Origin of the sequence: Pseudomonas sp. TWRC1-2, from assembly GCF_049896685.1 — a bacterium.
Classification (GTDB): Bacteria; Pseudomonadota; Gammaproteobacteria; order Pseudomonadales; family Pseudomonadaceae; genus Aquipseudomonas.
In genome coordinates, this window is the sequence record NZ_JAFCUU010000005.1 from 157,186 (window position 1) to 173,450 (window position 16,265).

The 16,265-nt window shown below is 60.4% G+C and carries 13 protein-coding genes and 2 tRNA genes; 4 read left to right on the forward strand and 11 right to left on the reverse strand.

The features are described 5' to 3' along the window. Nucleotides 1-108 precede the first annotated feature (108 nt). From rplI to rnr, 6 genes are all read right to left on the reverse strand, one after another. Nucleotides 109-555 carry a 50S ribosomal protein L9 gene (gene rplI, locus ACP7B3_RS16115; protein WP_003171376.1) on the reverse strand — a complete coding sequence of 149 codons (447 nt, stop codon included), beginning with the start codon at nucleotides 553-555 and terminating at the stop codon, nucleotides 109-111. Nucleotides 556-573: 18 nt separating this feature from the next. Further along, nucleotides 574-1,467: a hypothetical protein gene (locus ACP7B3_RS16120; RefSeq protein ID WP_426179636.1), complete on the reverse strand. Its 894-nt coding sequence runs from the start codon at nucleotides 1,465-1,467 to the stop codon at nucleotides 574-576. A gap of 36 nt (nucleotides 1,468-1,503) precedes the next feature. After that, nucleotides 1,504-1,734 (reverse strand): 30S ribosomal protein S18, encoded by a 231-nt coding sequence (rpsR, locus tag ACP7B3_RS16125; RefSeq protein WP_002551829.1) that lies wholly within the window; start codon nucleotides 1,732-1,734, stop codon nucleotides 1,504-1,506. A 28-nt stretch (nucleotides 1,735-1,762) separates the two neighbouring features. After that, entirely contained in the window at nucleotides 1,763-2,185 is a 423-nt protein-coding gene (gene rpsF / locus ACP7B3_RS16130; RefSeq protein ID WP_003217491.1) for a 30S ribosomal protein S6, read from the reverse strand. Between the two features lie 306 nt (nucleotides 2,186-2,491). Then, on the reverse strand, nucleotides 2,492-3,247 hold the full coding sequence (rlmB, locus tag ACP7B3_RS16135) for a 23S rRNA (guanosine(2251)-2'-O)-methyltransferase RlmB (RefSeq protein WP_010213600.1): 756 nt from the start codon (nucleotides 3,245-3,247) through the stop codon (nucleotides 2,492-2,494). Beyond that, the gene (rnr, locus tag ACP7B3_RS16140) at nucleotides 3,244-5,877 is read right to left on the reverse strand and encodes a ribonuclease R (protein WP_262208763.1); all 2,634 of its coding nucleotides are present in this window, start codon (nucleotides 5,875-5,877) and stop codon (nucleotides 3,244-3,246) included. The genes rlmB and rnr overlap by 4 nt, the downstream gene beginning before the upstream one ends. Before the next feature lie 224 nt (nucleotides 5,878-6,101). On the opposite strand from rnr, the gene ACP7B3_RS16145 reads away from it, so the two are divergent. The 4 genes from ACP7B3_RS16145 to ACP7B3_RS16160 all read left to right on the forward strand — a co-directional run bounded on the left by ACP7B3_RS16145 (nucleotide 6,102) and on the right by ACP7B3_RS16160 (nucleotide 9,186). Then, nucleotides 6,102-6,188, forward strand: a tRNA-Leu gene (locus ACP7B3_RS16145). Between the two features lie 175 nt (nucleotides 6,189-6,363). After that, nucleotides 6,364-6,450: transfer RNA gene (locus tag ACP7B3_RS16150), tRNA-Leu, on the forward strand. A 145-nt stretch (nucleotides 6,451-6,595) separates the two neighbouring features. Beyond that, nucleotides 6,596-7,621 carry an iron ABC transporter substrate-binding protein gene (locus tag ACP7B3_RS16155; protein ID WP_119737913.1) on the forward strand — a complete coding sequence of 342 codons (1,026 nt, stop codon included), beginning with the start codon at nucleotides 6,596-6,598 and terminating at the stop codon, nucleotides 7,619-7,621. Continuing rightward, the gene (locus ACP7B3_RS16160) at nucleotides 7,621-9,186 is read left to right on the forward strand and encodes an ABC transporter permease (protein ID WP_262208761.1); all 1,566 of its coding nucleotides are present in this window, start codon (nucleotides 7,621-7,623) and stop codon (nucleotides 9,184-9,186) included. Before ACP7B3_RS16155 ends, ACP7B3_RS16160 begins: the two co-directional genes overlap by 1 nt. Nucleotides 9,187-9,276: 90 nt before the next feature. Here the strand turns inward: ACP7B3_RS16160 and ACP7B3_RS16165 are convergent, their stop codons facing one another. The 5 genes from ACP7B3_RS16165 to hflK form a co-directional block, all read right to left on the reverse strand. Beyond that, complete coding sequence (locus ACP7B3_RS16165; protein WP_262208759.1) at nucleotides 9,277-11,211, reverse strand: methyl-accepting chemotaxis protein; 1,935 nt, start codon at nucleotides 11,209-11,211, stop codon at nucleotides 9,277-9,279. A 139-nt stretch (nucleotides 11,212-11,350) separates the two neighbouring features. After that, complete coding sequence (locus tag ACP7B3_RS16170; RefSeq protein WP_145160165.1) at nucleotides 11,351-12,640, reverse strand: adenylosuccinate synthase; 1,290 nt, start codon at nucleotides 12,638-12,640, stop codon at nucleotides 11,351-11,353. 54 nt (nucleotides 12,641-12,694) lie between these two features. Then, nucleotides 12,695-13,882 carry an ATP phosphoribosyltransferase regulatory subunit gene (locus tag ACP7B3_RS16175; protein WP_426179640.1) on the reverse strand — a complete coding sequence of 396 codons (1,188 nt, stop codon included), beginning with the start codon at nucleotides 13,880-13,882 and terminating at the stop codon, nucleotides 12,695-12,697. 304 nt (nucleotides 13,883-14,186) lie between these two features. After that, nucleotides 14,187-15,053 (reverse strand): protease modulator HflC, encoded by an 867-nt coding sequence (gene hflC / locus ACP7B3_RS16180; RefSeq protein WP_017138460.1) that lies wholly within the window; start codon nucleotides 15,051-15,053, stop codon nucleotides 14,187-14,189. Continuing rightward, nucleotides 15,053-16,228 carry an FtsH protease activity modulator HflK gene (hflK, locus tag ACP7B3_RS16185; RefSeq protein ID WP_106577626.1) on the reverse strand — a complete coding sequence of 392 codons (1,176 nt, stop codon included), beginning with the start codon at nucleotides 16,226-16,228 and terminating at the stop codon, nucleotides 15,053-15,055. The genes hflC and hflK overlap by 1 nt, the downstream gene beginning before the upstream one ends. Between the last annotated feature and the right edge of the window lie 37 nt (nucleotides 16,229-16,265).

Here is a 16,265-nt window from a genome sequence, read left to right on the forward strand (position 1 = left end):
GCCACTTGGAATTAGGGGATTGTAGAAAAACAAAAGGCACGACCTGTAAACAGGATCGTGCCCGATGTTAACCGCCTGGCACACGGGGTGCCAGTCAGTTAGCTTGCTTTAAGCTGCTACCACGACAACGCGTACGGTGGCTTCAACTTCGGCGTGCAGGTGCACGGCTACGTCGAATTCGCCTACGTTGCGGATGGTGCCGTTCGGCAGACGAACTTCGCTCTTCTGCACTTCAACGCCGGAGGCGGTCAGTGCATCAGCGATGTCGTGGGTGCCGATCGAACCGAACAGCTTGCCTTCGTCACCGGCGGTGGCAGTGATAGTCACTTCCAGCTCAGCCAGTTGGGCAGCGCGAGTTTCGGCCGAAGCTTTTTTGTCTGCTGCTGCTTTTTCCAGCTCAGCACGACGCTCTTCAAACGCAGCCAGGTTGGCAGCGGTTGCAGCGGTGGCTTTGCCGTATGGCAGCAGGTAGTTACGACCGTAGCCGGCCTTAACGTTCACTTTGTCGCCCAGGTTGCCCAGGTTGGCGACTTTTTCCAGAAGGATCAGTTGCATGTGAAAATCCTCTAACTTTTAACCTTCACCGTTCGCGTTATCAGCGTCTTTCGACGCCAGACGACCGCGAAAATCAATCAGGCCGTCGACAATGGCCAAAACCACGAGTAACGGATAGATCAGCTGCATGAACAGCAACAGCGTCACGTACAACCCCACCAGCCAAAACTTGGCCAGGCGCTTTCGCGCAACCAACCCATGAATCAGGGCCAGTCCGGCAAACACCAGCGGTACGCTGCAAATCGGCGCCAGCAAGGCCATCTGTGGACCGAAGTTCGGTCCGACAACCATGCACGCCAGCAGCAACATCGCCGGCCCCGCGGGAATTCTGATACTGCGTAACTCGCGACCAAAACCACCCGGGTTGTACAACAACGCCTGCCAATAACGCCCAAGAATCAGGCTCAGCACGCTGACGACCTGCAACAATGCCGCAATCAGGCCGGTCAGGACCGGAGCAATCAGTGACACAAACCGCGCTCGCTCATCTACCGACAAATGCTGGTAGAGATCCCCGAGGGCCAACGGCAGGATCTTGACGATTTCCTGCGACAGCGCCTCGATTTGCGGGCGGAAAGCCGCGCCAAGCATCACTGAGTACACCAACCCCAATGCCACGCTGACCAGCAGCGTGCGGACCCAGGACTCACTTGCGCGTAAAACCAACGCAAGGCTCGATGACCCCAGCAGTACCAGAAGTACCCGTGGATCACCCATTTGCAGCCACCAGATCAAGGCCGGCAACAAACCCAGGGCAAGAACGCCAAGGGCGTCCTTCAAACCGCGCCGCAGCAGCACAAGGCAACCTGCGGCAGCACCCAACCAATAAAGCAACGGCAATGCCGCACATCCAGCCACTACCAGAGTGGCCTGCACGCGACCGCGCATGATGAACTCAGCTAAGGCGCGCATGCATTCAATCCCTTACTACTTGTCGACTGCCCGGTCTCAGCGGCCGTGGCTGTCGGTGTAGGCCAGCAGGGCCAGGAAGCGGGCGCGCTTGATAGCGGTGGCCAGCTGACGCTGATAACGTGCTTTGGTACCGGTGATGCGGCTTGGAACGATTTTGCCGGTCTCGGATACGTAAGCTTTCAGAGTGTTGAGATCTTTGTAATCGATCTCTTTCACGTCTTCAGCGGTGAAGCGGCAGAATTTACGACGACGGAAGAAACGTGCCATTTGATAGGCTCCTTAAAAGGTCCGTGGATTACTCGTCAGCGTTATCGCTGTTGTCGCTGTCATCACTATCAGCGCTTTCGGCGCCTTCGTGCTCAGGACGGTCGCGACGCTCACGGCGCTCACTGCGGTTTTCTTCAGCCTTGAGCATCTCGGATTGGCCGGTAACGGCTTCTTCGCGACGGATGACCAGGTTACGGATCACTGCATCGTTGTAGCGGAAGTTGTCTTCCAGCTCGGCCAGGGCCTTGCCAGTGCACTCAACGTTCAGCATCACGTAGTGAGCCTTGTGAACATTGTTGATTGCGTAGGCCAGTTGACGACGGCCCCAATCTTCCAGACGGTGGATTTTGCCGCCGTCTTCTTCGATCAGCTTGGTGTAACGCTCAACCATGCCGCCGACTTGCTCGCTTTGATCCGGGTGGACCAAAAAGATGATTTCGTAATGACGCATGAATGCTCCTTACGGGTTGTAGCCTGCCGCTCAAAAACGGTCAGACAAGGAGTGAATGACACTTATGGATCTTGCCGCAGGGAGGCACATAAATGCCTGCCAGGAAGGCAAGGGGCGCAATTGTAGAGAAGGGGGAGAAACGGCGCAAGGTGATTGGTGATTATTTGAACAATCTCCAACACACCAAAACAAAAGTGGGCGCTGGCTTGCCTGCGATGACAATGGCACAGTCAATCTCTCTGCTGACTGACACACCGCCATCGCGGGCAGCCCGGCTCCCACAGGGTCTTGCGTCGCTCTTAAGCCTTATTTCTTGGCTTTGGCCTTCGCGCCGCGCTGGCGCTGGGCTTCGAACAGGCAGACGCCCGTTGCGACTGAAACGTTGAGGCTGCTGACGCTACCGGCCATCGGCAAGTGCACTAGGTAATCGCAATGCTCACGGGTCAGGCGACGCATGCCTTTGCCTTCGGCACCCATGATCAGGATGGTCGGGCCGGTAAGGTCCTGGTCGTAAATGCTGACCTCAGCCTCGCCCGCCGTGCCCACGACCCACAGGCCACGCTGCTGGAGTTTCTCCAGGGTGCGCGCCAGGTTGGTCACGGCCACCAGCGGAATCACTTCCGCCGCGCCGCAGGCCACTTTACGCACAACCGGTGTCAGGGTGGCCGACTTGTCTTTGGGCACGATCACTGCCAGCGCGCCGGCAGCATCCGCCGAGCGCAGGCAGGCGCCGAGGTTGTGCGGGTCGGTCACGCCGTCCAGTACCAGCAGCAGCGGCGCACCTTCGGTACGGTCGAGCAGCTCGTCGAGCATTGCCTCGCCCCAAACCTGGCTCGGACTGACGTCCGCCACCACGCCCTGGTGAACGCCTTCTACCCACACGTCCATTTCACGACGCTCGGCCTGGCCGATGGCAACTTTATTCTGGGTCGCCAGCTCGACCAACGCTTGCACGCGCGGCTCGCTGCGACCTTCGGCCAACCACACCTGTTTGACGCGCTTAGGGTGATGACGCAGCAGTGCTTCTACGGCGTGCACGCCGTAGATTTTTTCCAGACTCATGACTTGGCCTTAGGTTTGCGCGACCCGCCGCTTTTCGCGGGGGCCGAACCCGCTTTTGGCGGGCCTTTACGATGTTTGCTCGGCTTGCTCGACGGTTTTTCCGCCTCGCGGGACTTTCCCCCAGACGCCGCTTTACCACCGCTTTTGGCTTCGTTGAGCAACTGCTGCTTCAACTCGCGGCTCTTGCGCAGCTCGGCGTTTTTCGCCGCAGCATCGCTTGGGCGGTAGGCTTCGGGGGCCTTGTCCTTGACAGACGAACGACGAGCAGGTTTGGCTGACGCAGGCTCGGCCACCGCGGCTTTCGCAGGCGCGCCTTTGCCTTTGCTTGCCGGCGCAGTCGTCTCGGCGCCACGTTTTTTACGGCCAGTCGGCTCGGCTGGTTTATCTGGCATGCCGAAGTCGATCTTGCGCTCGTCGAGGTCGACGCGCATGACCTGCACTTCCACCGTGTCGCCCAAACGGAAGCTGCGACCGGTGCGCTCGCCCGCCAGGCGGTGATGCACAGGGTCGAAGTGGTAGTAGTCGCCCGGCAACGCGGTAACGTGCACCAGACCTTCGACGTAGATGTCGGTCAGCTCGACGAACAGGCCAAAGCCGGTCACGGCGGTGATCACACCCGGGAACGATTCGCCCACACGGTCCTTCATGAACTCGCACTTGAGCCAGTTCACTACGTCGCGGGTGGCTTCGTCGGCACGGCGCTCGCTCATGGAGCACTGCTCGCCCAACTGCTCCAGGGCTGCTTCGTCGTACGGATAGATCCGCGCCTTCGGAATGGTCATGGCACCGGCGCGCTTGACGTGCGGGGTGTTCTGCTTGGAATGGATCACGCTGCGGATCGCGCGGTGCGTGAGCAGGTCCGGGTAACGGCGAATCGGCGAGGTGAAGTGGGTGTACGCCTCGTAATTCAGGCCGAAGTGGCCCTGGTTATCCGCGCTGTACACCGCCTGGCTCAGAGAGCGCAGCATCACGGTCTGGATCACGTGGTAATCCGGACGGTCCTTGATGCTTGCCAGCAGTGCCTGGTAGTCCTTCGGCGTCGGGCCGTCCTTGCCTTTGTGCAGGGACAGGCCAAGCTCACCGAGGAACGCGCGCAGCTTCTCCAGACGCTCCGGCGGCGGGCCGTCGTGCACGCGGTACAGCGCAGGAATCTCGTGCTTTTTCAGGAATTCGGCAGTGGCCACGTTGGCGGCCAGCATGCATTCCTCGATCAGCTTGTGAGCATCGTTACGCGTGGTCGGCGTGATCGCGGCGATCTTGCGCTCGGAGCCGAAGACAATCCGGGTTTCCTGGGTTTCAAAGTCGATCGCGCCACGCACATGACGAGCGCCGAGCAATACCTTGTACAGCGAATACAGCTGCTTGAGGTGCGGCACGACATGGCCGTACTCACCGCGCAGGGCCTTGGCTTCGCTGGTTTTCGGCTGTTCCAGAATGGTGCTGACCTTGTTGTAGGTCAGGCGCGCCTGGGAGTGAATCACCGCCTCGTAGAACTGGTAGTCCGTCATTTCGCCGGTTTTCGAGATAGTCATCTCGCACACCATGGCCAAACGGTCGACTTTCGGGTTCAGCGAGCACAGGCCGTTGGACAGCTGCTCAGGCAGCATCGGGATCACGCGCTCCGGGAAGTACACGGAGTTGCCGCGCACCTGGGCTTCGTTATCCAGGGCCGAACCGATTTTCACATAGCTGGACACGTCGGCAATCGCGACGAACAACTTCCAGCCACCGGAGAACAGGCGCAGCTTGCCAGGCTTGGCTTCGCAGTAAACCGCATCGTCGAAGTCGCGGGCATCTTCGCCGTCAATGGTGACGAACGGCAGATGGCGCAGGTCGATGCGTTTTTCTTTGTCTTTTTCTTCCACTTCCGGCTTGAGCTTGGCGGCTTCTTTGAGCACAGCCTCAGGCCAGACGTGAGGGATATCGTAGGTGCGCAGCGCAACGTCGATTTCCATGCCCGGCGCCATGTAGTTGCCGACCACTTCAACGATGTCGCCCTGCGGCTGGAAGCGCGCAGTTGGCCAGTGGGTGATTTTCACCTCGACGAACTGGCCGACCTTGGCAGCGCCATTGCGGCCCGGGGTGATCAGCACTTCCTGCTGGACCTTCGGGTTATCCGGCACGACAAAGCCAATGCCGCCTTCTTCAAAGTAACGGCCGACGATGGACTCGTGGGCACGCGACACCACTTCGACGATCACGCCTTCACGGCGACCACGACGGTCGAGGCCGGAAACGCGCGCCAGGGCACGGTCGCCGTCGAACACCAAGCGCATTTGCGCCGGGCTCATGAACAGGTCGTCACTGCCGTCGTCCGGGATCAGGAAGCCGAAGCCGTCACGGTGGCCGGCGATGCGGCCAAGGATCAGGTCGAGCTTGTCCACAGGCGCGTAAGTGCCTCGGCGGGTGTAGATCAGTTGGGCATCGCGCTCCATGGCACGCAAACGGCGGCGCAGGGCTTCGAGCTGGTCTTCGGTGGTCAGACCGAATTCTTCAACCAACTGCTCGCGGCTAGCAGGCGAACCACGATCGGCGAGATGCGCCAGGATCAGTTCGCGGCTAGGAATAGGGTTTTCATATTTTTCCGCTTCACGAGCGGCCTCGGGATCGAGGGACTGCCAATCGGCCATTAGAGAGTTTTCACCTTGTCTATATGCGGGTTAGTTTGGCATACGCGTATTGAAACGGGAAATTTCAGGCATCAACAAGCGTTTTATAGGCCTTTGTCGCCCTCGGAACGCACCTTGCACGACCACTGACGAAATTTTCCAGGATTTTTTCATAGCAGGGCTTTACAGCGCAAAATCGCCTCCGTATAGTGCGCGCCATCGACGACGGCAACGTTGTTGATGCTGCCCAGGTGGTGAAATTGGTAGACACGCCAGCTTCAGGTGCTGGTGATCGCAAGGTCGTGGAAGTTCGAGTCTTCTCCTGGGCACCAATTTCAAACTCAAGGTTCTGCCTCGAGTCTCCAAAAACCCGCGAAAGCGGGTTTTTGCGTTTCAGGCCTTTGATTTTTAACGAGAATCTTGATTTATATTTTTGAATCAGGGGTTTACAGATCAAAAAGCCCTCCGTATAGTTCGCTCCATCAACGGCGCAAGCGTTGTTGATAAGCCCAGGTGGTGAAATTGGTAGACACGCCAGCTTCAGGTGCTGGTGATCGCAAGGTCGTGGAAGTTCGAGTCTTCTCCTGGGCACCAAATTCAGATCAAACCCGCGAAAGCGGGTTTTTTCGTTTCCGGTGTTTGAAAACCTGCCTGGCGATTTCCCCGCTTGTCCGCACTTGAGAAGTTTTATCGTTTATCCTTGTAAGGATTTGTTGCACTCAAGTGAGGAAAACCCCGGATGATGATCCGCGATACCCGTCTCAAGACATCCCTTCTGCGTGGCCTGACCATCACTCTGCTCGGCCTGACCCTGCTCTCGCCCGCTGCCTATTCTGCCGACAAGGTTGCATTGACCTTGTACAACGGCCAACACAAGGAGGTCGGCGATGAACTCGCCAAAGCCTTCGAAGCCAAGACCGGCATTCACGTCAATGTGCGCAAGGGCAGCAGCAACCAGCTGGCCAGCCAGGTCGTGGAAGAAGGCGACCGCTCCCCTGCCGACGTGATCTACACCGAAGAGTCGCCGCCACTGAACAAGCTTGGCGAACAAGGCCTGCTGGCGAAGATTGATGCCAGCACCCTCGACGTGTTGCCCAAGGATTATGTCGGCAGCAACGGCGACTGGATGGGCGTCACCGCACGCACCCGCGTTGTCGCGTTCAACCCCAAACTGATCGCCGAAAAAGACCTGCCCAAGTCGGTTCTGGATTTCGCCGGCCCCGAGTGGCAAGGCAAAGTCGGCTTCGTCCCTACCAGCGGCGCGTTCCAGGAACAAGCCGTGGCGATCATCAAACTGCACGGCCGCGAAGCCGCTGAAGAATGGCTGACCGGCTTGCGCGCGTTCGGCAAGGTCTACAGCAACAACATGGTCGCCCTCAAGGCTGTGGAGAACGGCGAAGTCGCCACCGTGCTGGTGAATAACTACTACTGGTTTGCCCTGAAGAAGGAAAAAACCAACCTGGATTCCCAGCTGCATTACTTCACCGATGGCGACGCGGGCGGCCTGATCACCGTGTCTTCGGCTGCCGCGCTGAAATCCAGCAAGCACCCCAAGGAAGCCCAACAGTTGCTCGCCTTCATGGCCAGCGAAGAAGGCCAGCGCGTGATCACCAACACCTCGGCCGAATACCCGCTGCGCAAGGGCATGGAATCCAACCGTGGCCTCAAGCCGTTCAGCGAGCTGCAACCGCCGAAAGTCACCCCTGCGGACCTTGGCAATGCCGAAGAAGCCCTGGACCTGGAACGTGACGTTGGCTTGAACTGATGAACCCATCGCTATCCGCTCCTGCCTTGCGCGGGGGTTTGAGCCCGCGACGCAAGCGCCCGTCGATCTGGTTGCTGCTCCCCGTCCTGTTTCTGGTTGGCTTGAGCCTGCTGCCGCTGGTCTATGTCGGGACCAAAGCATGGCAGGCGGGCTGGGCGGAGGCGATACACCTTTTGTGGCGCCCCTATGTATTCGGCCTGCTGCGCAACACCCTGGCGCTGATGATTGGCGTGACGGTCGCCTGCGGCGTGATCGGCCTGTCCCTGGCGTGGCTGCTCGAGCGCAGCAACTTGCCCGGGCGGCGCATATGGGGCGTGATCCTGTGCCTGCCGTTTGCGGTGCCGGCGTTTGTCAGCAGCTTTACCTGGGTGTCACTGAGCGCCAACTTCGAAGGCCTGGGCGGGGCGATCCTGGTGATGACCCTGTCCAAATACCCGCTGGTGTTTCTGCCGGTGGCGGCGACGCTGCGCAATCTTGATCCTTCCCTGGAAGAGTCGGCCCGCACCTTGGGGCTGAATCGCTGGGGCGTCTTTTTTCGTATCACACTGCCCTTGCTGTGGCCTTCGCTACTGGCCGGGGCGCTGTTGATTGCTTTGCATATGCTGGTGGAGTTCGGCGCGCTGTCGATCATCGGCCTGCAAACCTTTACCACCGCGATCTACCAACAATTTGAACTGGAATTCAGCAATGCCAACGCCGCGATGCTGTCGGCGGTGTTGCTGGTGATGTGCCTGACGCTGCTGTGGCTGGAGCTGCGCGTGCGCGGCAAGGGCCGGCACGTGCGCATCGGCCAGGGCGCGGCGCGGCATGCCGAACAGGTCAAGCTGGGCAAGTGGGCGCCACTGGGTCAGGTGTATTGCCTGGCGCTGGCGATCATTGGCAGCGGTATTCCGCTGGGGATGCTCGGGTACTGGCTGGCGGTGGGCTCATCGGCAGCCTTTCCCGTGGCCGAGATCAGTGAGGCACTGCTGTCGTCGCTGGCACTGTCACTGGGCGGCGCGGCGCTTTGCCTGGTGCTGGCCGTGCCGGTCGGGCTGCTGGTGGTGCGCTACAAAGGCCAACTGGCGATCTGGGCCGAGCGCCTGCCGTACCTGCTGCATGCCCTGCCCGGCTTGGTGATCGCGCTGACGCTGGTGTATTTCGCCCTGCATTACGTGCCGGTGCTGTACCAGACTTCCGCGCTGCTTTTGATTGCCTATGCGCTGCTGTTTTTGCCACTGGCACAGGCGCCGATCCGTACGGCCTTGAACAAGGCGGCGCCGCAACTGGAAGAGGCAGCGCGCACGCTGGGCGCCTCGTCGTTCAGCGCGTTTTGCCGGGTGACCTTGCCAATTATTTTCCCGGCATTGGGCGCGGCGTTTGCGCTGGTGTTTCTGGACGCAATGAAGGAATTGACGGCGACGTTGCTGCTCAGTCCGACGGGGTTGAACACGCTGGCGACGGCCGTGTGGGCGCATACCTCGAATGTGGAGTTCGCGGCGGCGGCGCCTTATGCGGCGTTGTTGATCTTGGTGTCAGGGTTGCCGGTGTATCTGCTTACGACTCGGATGTATTTGAGCCGCTGAGACCGCTATCGCAGGCAAGCCAGCTCCCACATTCGAGTGCATTCCAATGTGGGAGCTGGCTTGCCTGCGATAGCGCCGGTACAGGCGGCGCTAAGCCCGAAACTGCCCCAGGCTCGCCTTCAACTGCGCCGCCAATCCATCTAAAACCTTGCCACTGGCGGTGGTTTCCACCACCGCTTGAGCGGCACGCTCGGCCTGGGCATGAATCACCTCAACCCGCCCACGCACCGCATGCGCACCCTGCGCCTGATGCTCAGCCGCGCGCGTCGCCAACCCAATTGCTGCGTGCACCTGCTCCACTGAAGCCTGCACCGTTTGCTGCAAGCGCACGCTGTCGCGCAGCACCAGCAAACCTTCATTGGCCTGACGCCCGGCCTTGCCGATGGTTTCCACCGCCTCGCGCGCGCCTTGCTGCAACGCCACGATGTGCGCCTGGATATCCCCGGTCGAGCTTTGGGTTTTACTCGCCAGCGCCCGCACTTCATCGGCCACGACCGCAAAACCACGCCCGGTCTCACCGGCACGCGCCGCTTCGATGGCCGCGTTGAGCGCCAGCAGGTTGGTCTGCTCGGCAATGCCATGAATCACTGTGAGCACCACTTCAATTTGCTCGCTTTGCTGAGCCAGCCGCTCAATGACCTGGGAGCCGGCTTGCACCTGCCCGGCCAACGCTTCGATCAAGCTGCCGACCTCCGCCGACGTCCGCGAGTTTTCATCCGTGGCCTGGCGAATATCCACCACCTGCTGCAACGCCGCCTGCATCGCGTGGCTTTCGGCCTGGGCCTCATCGGCCATTTGCGACAGCGCGCGCAAGCTCTCGGCCACCTCATCACGCTGCAGGCCCGCCGCCGCATCAGCGCCGGCATTGCGCAACGTCATCGCGCCGATTTCCACGCCAGTGCGCTGGGCCACATCGCCGGCCTCGCGCACGATGGGCTGCAACTTATCCACAAAGCGATTGACCGCCGAAGCCATGTCGCCGATCTCGTCCTTGCTGCTGATTTGCACGCGCTTGGTGAGGTCGCCCTCACCCGCCGCCAGGTCATCCATGGCCGCAATCAGCAGCTTCAGGCGATTGACCACCCGGCGCCCCAGCACGACAGCGATCAGCAGCAATACGCCGAACCCAACCATCGCCAGCCCCATGCCGATGCGCCAGCGCAAGGTGCCTGCGGTCTCCTGCACGGCGCTGGTGGTATTGGCGGCCATCTGCGTGGCGGTGGCTTGCGCAGACTGCAGCCGCGCGCCCATGGAGGCCGCGCTGTCTGCGGCAGCACCCTTAAGACTGTCGCCCACCAGCTGATCACTGCTGGCGATCAGCGCGGCAAAACGCTTGTCCAGTGCCGCCAGGTCGGTTTCTACCGCCGCGGTCGAAACACCCATGCGCACCTTGCCAATCTCTACGCCATTGGGGCTGATCGACGCTTCGACGTAGAACACGGCAGGATCATTTTTCGCCGCATCCAGGACTTTATCCAGCGCACGGTCGCCCTGACCTTTGGCCAGTAATGCCTGGTTGATCGGGTTGTCGCGGTTTAGATAACGGGTCAGATGCTCGCCGGCCGCATCGTCGTAAACCACAAACAGCACGTTGGGATTGCGCTGAGCGCGCCGGGCGAACTCCGACAGCGTTGGCACGTCGCTGTCCCACATGGCGCGTGGCGCCACCGAGGCCAGCAGTTGTGCCATGTCACTGGCCGAGTCTTGCAGGTCTTTTTCCAGGGTCGCACGCAGTTGCTTCTGCTCATCCTGCAAGCGCGTGGAAAGCCCTGCCGTCAGACGCTGACGCGTGCTCGAAGACAGACTGTCCAAACTGGAGGTGACTTCCTTGCCGGCTTGCGCCAACTCGCCGGACAGTTTCTGGCTGTCGATACCCAGGCGGTTGCCCAGATCGGCTTCCAATGCGGTGACCGTGCTCCGCGTCAGAGCGACGGCGACCAGCACTTGCACCAAAAGAGCGATACCAAGGGTAACGAACACCGGCCGCAACAGCCGGCTTTGTAACAATGAGAGAACGGCAGACACTGGAAATCCCTCCACCACGGGTGCCATTAATTTGATAGCACCGCGAAAGAAAGAACCATAGCAAGGGTCGTGCCGTTTGCCAGCCGGATACGAAAAAGGGCTCCCGAAGGAGCCCTTTGCTTTTTACATCAACAGCTTATTAAGCGAACGGGTGACGCAGAACGATGGTCTCGTTGCGGTCCGGGCCCGTCGAAATAATGTCGATTGGTGCACCGATCAGCTCTTCAACGCGCTTGATGTAAGCACGGGCGTTGGCTGGCAGCTCTTCCAGGGTTTTGGCACCCACGGTGGACTCGGTCCAGCCCGGCACTTCTTCATACACAGGCTGCAGGCCCACGTAGCTGTCGGCGTCGGTTGGCGCAACGTCCTTACCGTCTGCATCTTTGTAGCCGACGCAGATGTTGATGGTTTCCAGACCGTCGAGTACGTCCAGCTTGGTCAGGCAGATGCCCGAGATGCTGTTCACATCGATAGCGCGACGCAGGATAACCGCGTCGAACCAGCCGCAACGACGAGCACGGCCGGTAGTGGCGCCGAACTCATGACCTTGCTTGGCCAGGTGCGCGCCGACTTCGTCGAACAGCTCAGTCGGGAACGGGCCCGAACCTACGCGCGTGGTGTAAGCCTTGGTGATGCCCAGGATGTAGTCCAGGAACATCGGGCCGACACCCGAACCGGTAGCAACGCCGCCAGCGGTGGTGTTGGAGCTGGTCACGTACGGGTAGGTGCCGTGGTCGATGTCGAGCAACGAGCCCTGGGCGCCTTCGAACATGATGTCTTTGCCGGCGCGGCGCAGGTCGTGCAGCTCAGCCGTCACGTCGAGCATCAGCGGCTTAAGCAGCTCGGCGTACTCTTTGCACTCGGCCAGGGTCTTTTCGAATTCAATGGCCGGCTCTTTGTAGTAACCAACGAGCATGAAGTTGTGGTAGTCCACCAGTTCACGCAGCTTGTCTTCAAAGCGCGGCATGTTGAGCAGGTCGCCCACACGCAGGCCACGACGTGCAACCTTGTCTTCGTAGGCCGGGCCGATGCCGCGACCGGTAGTACCGATCTTCAGCTCGCCACGGGCCTTTTCACGGGCCTGGTCCAGCGCAACGTGGAAGGACAGGATCAGCGGGCAGGACGGGCTGATACGCAGGCGCTCGCGCACCGGCACACCCTTTTCTTCCAGCTTGGTGATCTCGCGCAGCAGGGCGTCAGGTGCAACCACCACGCCGTTGCCGATCAGGCACTGTACGCCTTCGCGCAATACGCCCGACGGGATCAGGTGCAAGACGGTTTTTTCGCCATCGATGACCAGGGTGTGGCCAGCGTTGTGGCCACCTTGGTAGCGCACTACGGCGGCAGCATGTTCGGTCAGCAGATCAACGATCTTGCCTTTGCCCTCATCACCCCATTGGGTGCCCAGGACTACGACATTCTTACCCATAACACTTGTCCTCATTCGCGCAAACTTGGTGCCGGCGATGGCCGGCAGGAAAACTCAAGAAGCCAGTGGCGATACTTGCCAAAGCCCGTTCTGCAGAATCAATTGCCGGTCGCAGTCCGCTTCACGGGCGGCGGCCAATGGCTGCCCAGGCAAAGCCTGGACGACACGCTGACCCTCACTGCGCAACTGGCAAACCTGCTGCCAGAGTGCTGCGTCCGTGCTGTCGGGCATCCAGACGCCACCAGACGGCAGCTCGACCTCAGCACGCCCCAGGGTCACCAGGGTTTTCAAATCGGTGGAAAAGCCGGTTGCCGGACGGGCGCGACCGAAGTCGGCGCCGATATCGTCATAACGACCGCCTTGGGCGATGGCCTGGCCAACACCCGGTACAAACACGGCGAACACCACACCGGTGTGGTAGTGGTAGCCGCGCAATTCGCCCAGGTCAAAATACAGCGGCAGTTGCGGGAAGCGCGCCGACAAACGCTCGGCAATCGCCAGCACGTCATCGAGCGCCGCCAATACGGGCGCCGGCGCATTGGCCAGGCGCTCGCGCGCAGCCACCAGCACTTCACGGCCACCGCACAGATCAACCAGCGCGCGCAGCATGCCGGCGAGGTCAGCAGGTACACCCTCGGTAAGGGCGATCACTTCATCGATAGCCTTGCGTTGCAGGGCATCGAACAACTGCTGCTCCACTTCACCGGACAAACCGGCCGCGCGAGCCAGGCCACGGTAGATACCGACGTGGCCCAGATCCATATGCACATCCGGCACGTCAGCCAGTTGCAGCATGGCCAGCATCAAGCTGATCACTTCAACGTCGCTGCTCGGGCTGGCATCACCGTACAACTCGGCGCCCAATTGAATCGGGCTACGCGAAGACGACAAGGCACGCGGTTGCGCATGCAGCACGCTGCCGGCATAGCAAAGACGGCTGGGACCTTCGCGGCGCAGGGTGTGCGCATCGATACGCGCCACTTGCGGCGTGATGTCGGCGCGAAAGCCCATTTGCCGACCCGATTGCGGGTCGATGACCTTGAAGGTGCGCAGATCCAGGTCCTGGCCCGCGCCGGTCAGCAGGGATTCCAGGTACTCGATATGGGGGGTCACGACAAACTCGTAACCCCAGCTCTGGAACAGATCCAACACCTGGCGACGCGCTATTTCAATGCGCGCAGCTTCTGGTGGCAGTACTTCTTCGATGCCATCTGGCAGCAGCCAGCGGTCTACCGTTGCCATTACGCCATTCCCCTATGATCCGGGCGGCCAGCCCTCGGCCGAGCCCTGAGTGAAGCAGAAAATGCCCGGCCCCTGCATAAACAACGCGCAAGAACGACGTGACGAATGGCCTGCTAGCGGCCTCGTCGGGCACTTTCCTCGAAAAACCTGTGGCGTCTGCAACGCACCACAACAATCAAACATGCAGACGCAAAAAAGCCGGGAATTTCCCGGCTGCCGCATCATACACCCGTTTTCTGAAAGGATCACCCCGCCAGGCATTTTAGCCGCCCGACGGAGTGTGTCCTACAGAATCACCGGCTGGTTACTTGGACTTTTCCAGGTAGCGGAAGAAGTCGCTGCTTGGGTCCAGCACCATGACGTCGGTTTTGTTCGCGAAGCTTTCACGGTAAGCGCGCAGGCTACGGTAGAACGCGTAGAACTCCTGATCCTGACCGTAAGCCTTGGCGTAGATCGCCGCAGCTTGAGCATCGCCATCACCACGGGCCTCTTCAGACTCGCGATAGGCTTCTGCCAGCAGTACACGGCGCTGACGGTCGGCATCCGCACGGATACCTTCGGCCAACTCGTTACCTTTGGCGCGGTGCTCACGGGCTTCACGCTCACGCTCGGTGCTCATACGCTCGAACACGCTGCGGTTCACTTCCTTGGGCAGGTCGATCGCCTTGACCCGGACATCAACAACCTCAATGCCCAGTTCTTTTTCAGCCATGGTGTTCAGCGAACGCGTGATGTCAGCCATCAGCGCATCACGCTCACCGGATACCACCTCGTGCAGGGTGCGTTTACCAAACTGGTCACGCAGGCCCGATTCCAGACGGCGCGACAAACGCTCGTCGGCAATCTGCTTGAGGCCGGATGTCGCGGTGTAGAAACGCTCGGCATCCTTGACGCGCCACTTGGCGTAGGCGTCAACCATCACGGCTTTCTTTTCCAGGGTCAGGAAGCGCTGTGTCGGTGCATCCAGGGTCATCAGGCGGCCGTCGAACTTGCGCACCTGGTTCACGTAGGGGACTTTCACATGCAGGCCCGGCTGGACATCCGCCTGGACCACACGACCGAATTGCAGCAACACCGCGCGCTCGGTCTGAGACACGATGTAGAAGCAGTTCCAGGCAGCGATGACCACGACGACGCCTACAATCAGGGCGGTCAGCGATTTATTGCTCATCAACGACTCTCCCTGGTACGTGTTTGCTGTTGCAGCAAGTCAGCGGCCGCACGGGCGCTCGCTTCATTGGCAGCAGCGGTCGAACCGGTAGCCGGTGCGCTGGTGCTGCTACGACCACCTTCGATCATCTTGTCCAGCGGCAGGTACAGCAGGTTGTTCTGCCCACCTTTGCTGCCGGTCACGAGAACCTTGCTGGTGTTGCTGAAGACTTCCTGCATGGTGTCCAGGTACAGACGCTCACGCGTGACTTCCGGAGCCTTGCGGTACTCGGCGACCAGCTTGGTGAAGCGATCCGCCTCACCCTTGGCGCGGGAAACCACTTCGTCGCGGTAACCATTGGCATCCTCGAGGATACGCTGGGCCTGACCGCGCGCTTCCGGCACGACGCCGTTGGCATAGGTCTCAGCCTGGTTGCGCGAACGCTGCTCGTCTTCACGGGCGCGGATTACGTCGTCAAAGGCTTCCTGCACTTCGCGCGGTGCAGCTGCGCTCTGTACGTTCACCTGGGTAACGGTGATACCGGTGCGATAAGTGTCGAGGAACCGTTGCAGGCGCTCCTTGATCTCGCTGGCCATCAATTCACGACCTTCGGTCAGCACCTGGTCCATGGCGGTGGAACCGACCACGTGACGCAGTGCACTTTCGGTTGCGTGTTGCAGGCTGATTTCCGGCTGATCAACGTTCAGCACGAAGTCCTGCAGGTTGCTGATCTTGTACTGCACGGTCAGCGGCACTTCGACGATGTTCTCGTCTTCGGTCAGCATCTGGCCCTGCTTGGTATAGGCACGCTCACGCGTGACGTTTTCCATGTACTTCTTGTCGATCGGGGGGAAGTAGATATTCAGGCCCGGGCCGACAGTCTCGTAGTACTTGCCGAAGCGCAGCACCACGGCCTGCTCCTGCTCGTCCACGACATAAACCGCGCTGTACAGCCACACGGCTGCGAGCACGACAAGACCCAGGCCCAGCAGGCCATAGCCACCGCCCTTGCTTGTGCGACCGCCGTCGTCACCACCACGTTTTTTCCCACCACCGAACAACCCATTCAGGCTTTCCTGCAGCTTTCGGAAGGCCTCGTCGAGATCCGGTGGCCCCTTGCGGTCGCCATTATTGCGGCGCTTACCACCCCAAGGATCCTGATTATTCGAGTTGCCACCCGGCTCATTCCAAGCCATAGCGCTCTCCATCTGATAAAGCAAAGACGCACCCACG

Coding starts and splice junctions, on each gene's coding strand:
- rplI (WP_003171376.1), bottom strand. CDS start 555: ATGCAACTGATCCTTCTGGAAAAAGTCGCCAACCTGGGCAACCTGGGC.
- ACP7B3_RS16120 (WP_426179636.1), bottom strand. CDS start 1,467: ATGCGCGCCTTAGCTGAGTTCATCATGCGCGGTCGCGTGCAGGCCACT.
- rpsR (WP_002551829.1), bottom strand. CDS start 1,734: ATGGCACGTTTCTTCCGTCGTCGTAAATTCTGCCGCTTCACCGCTGAA.
- rpsF (WP_003217491.1), bottom strand. CDS start 2,185: ATGCGTCATTACGAAATCATCTTTTTGGTCCACCCGGATCAAAGCGAG.
- rlmB (WP_010213600.1), bottom strand. CDS start 3,247: ATGAGTCTGGAAAAAATCTACGGCGTGCACGCCGTAGAAGCACTGCTG.
- rnr (WP_262208763.1), bottom strand. CDS start 5,877: ATGGCCGATTGGCAGTCCCTCGATCCCGAGGCCGCTCGTGAAGCGGAA.
- ACP7B3_RS16155 (WP_119737913.1), top strand. CDS start 6,596: ATGATGATCCGCGATACCCGTCTCAAGACATCCCTTCTGCGTGGCCTG.
- ACP7B3_RS16160 (WP_262208761.1), top strand. CDS start 7,621: ATGAACCCATCGCTATCCGCTCCTGCCTTGCGCGGGGGTTTGAGCCCG.
- ACP7B3_RS16170 (WP_145160165.1), bottom strand. CDS start 12,640: ATGGGTAAGAATGTCGTAGTCCTGGGCACCCAATGGGGTGATGAGGGC.
- ACP7B3_RS16175 (WP_426179640.1), bottom strand. CDS start 13,882: ATGGCAACGGTAGACCGCTGGCTGCTGCCAGATGGCATCGAAGAAGTA.
- hflC (WP_017138460.1), bottom strand. CDS start 15,053: ATGAGCAATAAATCGCTGACCGCCCTGATTGTAGGCGTCGTCGTGGTC.
- hflK (WP_106577626.1), bottom strand. CDS start 16,228: ATGGCTTGGAATGAGCCGGGTGGCAACTCGAATAATCAGGATCCTTGG.